The organism is Thermodesulfovibrionales bacterium, from assembly GCA_026417875.1.
In the GTDB taxonomy this organism is placed as follows: domain Bacteria; phylum Nitrospirota; class Thermodesulfovibrionia; order Thermodesulfovibrionales; family CALJEL01; genus CALJEL01.
On record JAOACK010000078.1, the window covers coordinates 1 to 6,017 of the forward strand.

6 protein-coding genes are annotated in these 6,017 nt (G+C 40.0%); 5 read left to right on the forward strand and 1 reads right to left on the reverse strand.

Annotation, left to right across the window (positions count from 1 at the left end; all coding sequences use genetic code 11):
* The coding region (locus tag N2257_10080) for a cbb3-type cytochrome c oxidase subunit I (protein ID MCX7794730.1) at nt 1–527 on the reverse strand (527 nt) is incomplete at its 3' end.
* A 521-nt stretch (nt 528–1,048) separates the two neighbouring features.
* Between N2257_10080 and N2257_10085 the strand changes: the two genes are divergently transcribed.
* The 5 genes from N2257_10085 to N2257_10105 form a co-directional block, all read left to right on the forward strand.
* Complete coding sequence (locus N2257_10085; protein MCX7794731.1) at nt 1,049–1,645, forward strand: TetR/AcrR family transcriptional regulator; 597 nt, start codon at nt 1,049–1,051, stop codon at nt 1,643–1,645.
* A gap of 45 nt (nt 1,646–1,690) precedes the next feature.
* A complete protein-coding gene (locus N2257_10090; protein ID MCX7794732.1) occupies nt 1,691–3,046 on the forward strand; it encodes a TolC family protein in 1,356 nt (451 codons plus the stop codon).
* Nucleotides 3,027–4,118: an HlyD family secretion protein gene (locus tag N2257_10095; GenBank protein MCX7794733.1), complete on the forward strand. Its 1,092-nt coding sequence runs from the start codon at nt 3,027–3,029 to the stop codon at nt 4,116–4,118. The genes N2257_10090 and N2257_10095 overlap by 20 nt, the downstream gene beginning before the upstream one ends.
* Nucleotides 4,111–5,643, forward strand: coding sequence for a DHA2 family efflux MFS transporter permease subunit (locus tag N2257_10100; GenBank protein MCX7794734.1), 1,533 nt, complete (start codon nt 4,111–4,113; stop codon nt 5,641–5,643). Before N2257_10095 ends, N2257_10100 begins: the two co-directional genes overlap by 8 nt.
* An 89-nt stretch (nt 5,644–5,732) precedes the next feature.
* The coding region (locus N2257_10105; protein MCX7794735.1) for a hypothetical protein at nt 5,733–6,017 on the forward strand (285 nt) is incomplete at its 3' end.

A 6,017-nucleotide genomic window follows, 5' to 3' on the forward strand; every position in this document is an offset into this window, starting at 1 on the left:
AGATGTGTATAAGAGACAGGTTCTTCTCTTCGTTTAAGCACTGTCCCGAAAATATTAATCCCGAACATTACCCAGAGAGTTACTACAGCAATATCAAGGAGCCACTCAAGTTCTGCATATTCAAGAGACTGGGTATGTCCTGAAAGAAGGCTGAGTGCAGCAAGAGCTATAGCGGCATTAAAAAAATACAGATGAGCTCTCGCGAGTTTTGGAAAGGCCAGCGGTCTTCTGCAGAGCCTCATGGTAATGTAATAAAAGGTTCCGAAAATAGCACCCACTCCAAAACCGAAGGCAAGACCATTTGTGTGTACAGCTCTCAATCTCCCAAAGGTAAAGTAAGGGGGTATATTGGCTGCTGGATGCCACATCTGGACCGATATCCAGAGCCCAATCAATATTCCCACAACACCCCAGAAAATTGAGGAAAGGATAAATCCCTTTACCGTCTCGTGGTCATAACGGTAATCATCCATAACTCCCCCATATGATTTACAGTTATCAAGCCTCTCAGGAGGCTCTGATTTCATTCTATCATAAGTAGAATTTGAGATTACAGGATAATTGTAGTCCTCTTTAGCTCCTGCTGTCAATAGGGTAGATTTTTTTTATAAAAATATGTAAAAATAAAAAAAATCCTTATGACTGGTTTAAGCCAGAAATAAATCTGAGGAGGTTTGACCATGTATCTTGTTAAGGTGGATAGTGCAAAATGTGAGGGCTGTGAAGAATGTGTAAATGTGTGCCCTCAAGGTGTCTTCAGAATGGTTGATGGAAAGTCTGACCCCTACCAGACAAGTGAGTGTGTTTTCTGTGAGAGCTGTATAGGGGTTTGCCCTACGCAGGCTATCACTATCATAGAAATGTAAAATTTAAAGGTGATCTTATTCAAGGCCGGGCAAGTGCCTGGCCTTTTATTTTTATATGTAAATACATGTAAAGAGCCACTAAAATTAGTCATCTATTCTCAAAACAATTTGAATTTTTGTTTTAGCTGCAAGATACTTGACAATACGATTTTATTTTCCATATAATGTAAGTAATTACTTACATGAATGGTCAATCAACGAAGGACAGGATTCTTCAGGCGGCCCTTGAGCTATTTTCAAAAAAGGGTTATCTTGGTGCTACGACCCGTGAGATAGCTGCAAGGGCAGAGGTAGCTGAACTTACGCTCTTTAGATATTTCTCAACAAAGGAGCGGCTTTTTGAGGAGGTGATAAACACCTATTCCCTTCTTCCCAGATTTAAGGAACTTCTTGTTGAAATAAAGGATAAGCCATACAGAGATGCCCTAATTACAATAGCCGTTAGATTTCTTGAACTGCTGAACGAAAGAAAGGATCTCATAAGCATAATGCATTCAGAGATGCAGAGGTATCCTGATAAGATCAAGAAGATACATGACTCTCTCATTCACGAGATCCTGAGACTTCTTTCGGATTATTTTGATTATCTACAGAAAAAGGCTATAGTTAGAAAAATTAATTCTGAATATGCAGCCAGGGCTTTTCTGGGCATGTTTTTTTCCTACTTTTATGCAAAGGAGATAAAGATGTTTACGAGGTATAAAGGAGATGATTCAAAAAGGATTGTAGATGCCTATGTTGATATTTTCATAAATGGTACATTGATGCATGAGGGATAGATGATTGGTTTTTGAAGGATTGAAGATTCATCGGGAGGTGAAAGGTTGAGAAAAACTCTTCTGATAATCATTGTTTTTTTACTGAATTTTACCGGAAGGTATATTTTTTATGATAAATATGCTGAAGCTGAACAAATTTCTTTCATGACCTTAAAGGATGGTCTTAAGATTGTTACTGAAGAATCAAGAATTGTTAAAATTGCAAGATTTAATGAAGAAATTGCTGGTACGGAAGTTTCTATTGCCAGAGCAAGATTTTTTCCATCAATCAATGTCTATGCCCGGCAGACCTATCTTGCAAACCAGCCGGGAGCAAGATTCGGGCCACAGGAGGTTTACACATCACAGAAGGAATTTCTTTCTTACGGTGTAATCTTATATCAAAGTCTTTTCAGAGGTGGTTCTGATTTATCTCTTTATAGATCAGCAGAGAAAGGTCTTGAGATTACAAAGAATAATACAAGGAGATTAAAAAATCTTGTTGCCCTTGAATTCATAAATGCCTATCTTGACCTCCTTGAAATTGAAAAGCTTATTAGCGTTTCAGAAAAAGAGATAGAGAGCCTTCAAGGTCATCTTAAGGATGCAATAGCCATGTATGAAGAAGGTTTGATAACAAAAAATGAAAAACTTGAGATAGAAGTGAGACTGTCTGATGCTATGCAGAGACACCTCAGTCTCAAAAACCTGAGATCCTTTTATCTCACAAGACTTAACACTATGCTTCTTTTACCTCTTGACCAGGAGGTAAGGATTGAGGATATAGAGTATGATGATAAGAATGAATATACTCCTTTAGAACTTCAGGAGGCATGGGAGGAGGCAATAGAGAGGAGACCGGAAATAAAAATTATAGAGCAGGAGATTGAGGCTACCAGACTTCAAAAGAAGGCAAAGGCAGGAGAGTACTATCCTGAATTATTTATTCAAGCGGGATATGATTACACCGAGAATAGATACCAGCTCCACGAGGAAAACTGGTCAGTGATCCTGGGAGTGAATATAAATTTATTTAAAGGTGGAGCAACGGTTTCAGAGATAAATAAGATAAGATACAGAGAGGGGCAATTGATGGAAGAACGAGAAAAACTCCTGGACGAAATCAGACTGGAGGTGAAGAGATATTTTGTTGAATTCAGAAACGCTCTTGAAAAGATAAGGGTTACAGAAAGCGCTGTGCTACAGGCTGAGGAGAATCTCAGGATAAACAGATTGAGATTTGAAGAGGGTGCGGGCAAGTCCACAGATGTGCTCGATGCCATTGCCCTTAATTCAATGGCAGAAACTAATTATTACAGGGCAAGATATGAACTTCTCAGAGCCCAGGCTGGGTTAAACTATGCTATGGGTAAAGACCTTGTGGCAATATACGGAGGAGAGTATGGAAGAGATAATAAATAATCACAGGAGAAAAAAGATTGCTGCTATTGTCTTTTCTGTAATTGCTGTAACAGGTGCATTAATACTCTTCTTTTACCTCAGATACAGGGCAACGCATATCACAACAGACAATGCCTATGTAGAGGGTTTTATCCATATAGTATCTTCCAAAGTGTCAGGGACAGTGTCTGCCATATATGTAAAGGACAACCAGTATGTGAGAAAAGGAGAGCTTCTTCTTGAGATCGATCCTGCTGATTATGATGTGAAGGTAAAAGAGGCAGAGGCGGCCCTTGAGGCTGAAAGAAAAAGGCTTGATGAAATAAACTCGAGGATTGAGGCGGCAGAAAAACAGCTTGAACAGGCAGTTGCAGCTTTAGAGGCTCAGAAGGCTAATCTGGAGCTCCAGAAAGCTAATTTCGTGCAGGCTGAGCTTGACTTTAGAAGGGCAGAAGCCCTTTTTAAAAAGGAGGCCATATCAAGAGCCCAGTATGATAAAGCAAAGACAGCCTATGATGTTGCTCAGGCACAGTTAAGGGCAGCAGAAGAACAGGTGAGGCAGGCACAGAGTTCTATTGAGGCTCAGAAAGCTCTGCTCAAACAGGCAGAGTCATTGAGACCACTGCAGTTAGCAAACATAAAGCAAAAGGAAGCAGTTCTTCAAGCAGCCAGACTTAAACATGAATATACAAAGATTTATGCTCCCTCTGATGGATATATAACAAAAAAATCAGTTGAACAGGGAAATTTGATTCGTGAAGGTCAGCCACTTATGGCAGTAGTTCCTCTTCAGGATGTCTGGATAGTTGCCAATTACAAGGAGACACAGCTTGAAAAAATAAGACCGGGACAGAGGGTAAAGATAAAAGTAGATACCTATCCAGGAAGGGTTTTCTGGGGAAGGGTTGATAGCCTTATGGCAGGCACAGGAGCAGTTTTCAGCCTCTTCCCACCAGAGAATGCAACAGGCAATTATGTAAAGGTGGTTCAGAGGATACCAGTGAAAATAGTTCTTGAGAAAGGCACAGACAGCAAACATATGCTAAGAGTGGGGATGTCTGCAGTGACAACTGTTATTGTTAAAGATGAATAAGTGGCTTATTACCATAACAGTAATGCTTCCCACGCTGATTGAGATCATTGATACATCAGTTGTGAATGTATCACTTGATCACATAAGGGGTAGCCTTTCTGCTGGTATAGAAGAATCCACATGGACAATTACATCCTATCTCGTATCAAATGCCATAATCATACCGATGACAGGATGGTTGAGCAGGAGATTTGGAAGAAAACGATATCTTATATTTTCTATATTCCTTTTCACATTAAGCTCCTTTCTATGTGGTTCAGCCTGGAGTCTCGAGAGTCTGGTCTTTTTTCGTGTACTTCAAGGAATTGGTGGAGGTGCACTACAGCCTCTTAGCCAGTCAATACTTCTTGAGACCTTTCCGCCCCATCAGCACGGAACAGCAATGGCAGCCTTCGGTATAGGTATTATGTTTGGTCCTATTGTAGGTCCGCTTCTTGGTGGCTGGATTACTGATAACTGGTCATGGAGATGGATATTCTATATAAATATTCCAATAGGATTAATATCCATTCTTATGACATTAATCTTTATAAAAGACCCACCTTACATGAAGGGCATGAGGCTCAGGATTGATTACTGGGGGATAATGTTCCTTGCGCTTGGTCTTGGCTCTCTTCAGATTGTCCTTGACAAAGGACAGAGTGAGAACTGGTTTGATTCAAGATTTATCACAACACTTACCACTGTATCTTTTGTCTCTCTTGTAATCTTCGTAATAGTTGAATCTTTTACAAAGCATCCGGTGGTTAATCTGAAGATCTTTAAGAATCTTTCATTCAGTGCTGGCAATATAGTAATGTTTTTTGCCTTTTTTAATCTCTTTGGAAGCATAGTTCTTCTACCAATTTATCTTCAGACACTTATGGGTTATACAGCAACGAAGGCCGGTCTTGTTCTGGGACCAGGAGGTCTTGCAACACTTATTGCAATGCCAGTGGCTGGAAAACTTGTTCACAGAATGAATCCAAAGATATTACTTGGAGCGGGGATACTCATATGTTCTTATGCAACCCATCTCATGTCAAAATTTAATCTTCAGGCAGATTTCTGGAGCATAATCTGGCCCCGGATTGTCCTTGGCATTGGCATGCCTTTTATATTCATCCCTCTAACAATTCTCACCATGGCAGGCATAAAGAAAGAAGAGATGGGAAATGCTACAGGTATATACAATCTTCTTAGAAATCTCGGAGGTAGCTTCGGAGTTGCCTTTGTTACCACTATGCTGCAGAGGAGAGCGCAGTTTCATCAGTACAGGCTTGTGGAAAATCTTACAGTTTTTGACCCTCAGTTTCAGATAGCCTCTGAAAATTTATCTAATATATTTGAGCTTAAGGGATTTGGCCCCTTATCTGAATACTCGGGTCTTGCAACGATCTACAGGGAGCTTTTGAGGCAGTCATCCATGCTGGGATTCAACGATGCCTTTCATCTGCTCAGTTTGATGATGATAGGCGTATTTTTGCTGATTTTTCTTCTTAAGAGAAAGACTCAAAGTCCTTTCCCAGATGGTTCCAGGAGATGAATTAAACAAAAAAGCACTCAAACTATAACAAATAATACACCTTAATTTCAGACCCCTCAAACATAGAGGCATAGAAGCAGGATGCCAAGATGACCTATCTTGGAGTAAAAGGCTACAGACCAATTATGACAGCATTTAAAGAACTTAAACTAATAGTGCATCACCGATTTAGGGATGGCAATGCAGTAGGAGATGTCATAGAAGCAATAAAGAGGCCGTATAAAGTTTTACCGAAAGGCAAGAGGATAAAGCACGTATGTCTTGACAGTGAATATTACAGAGCAGATGTAATGGAGGAATTAAGGAGAGAGGGGACGACATTTAGCATAGCAGTAGACAAAGATGCAGCAGTTAAGGAAGCAATAAAGGCGACA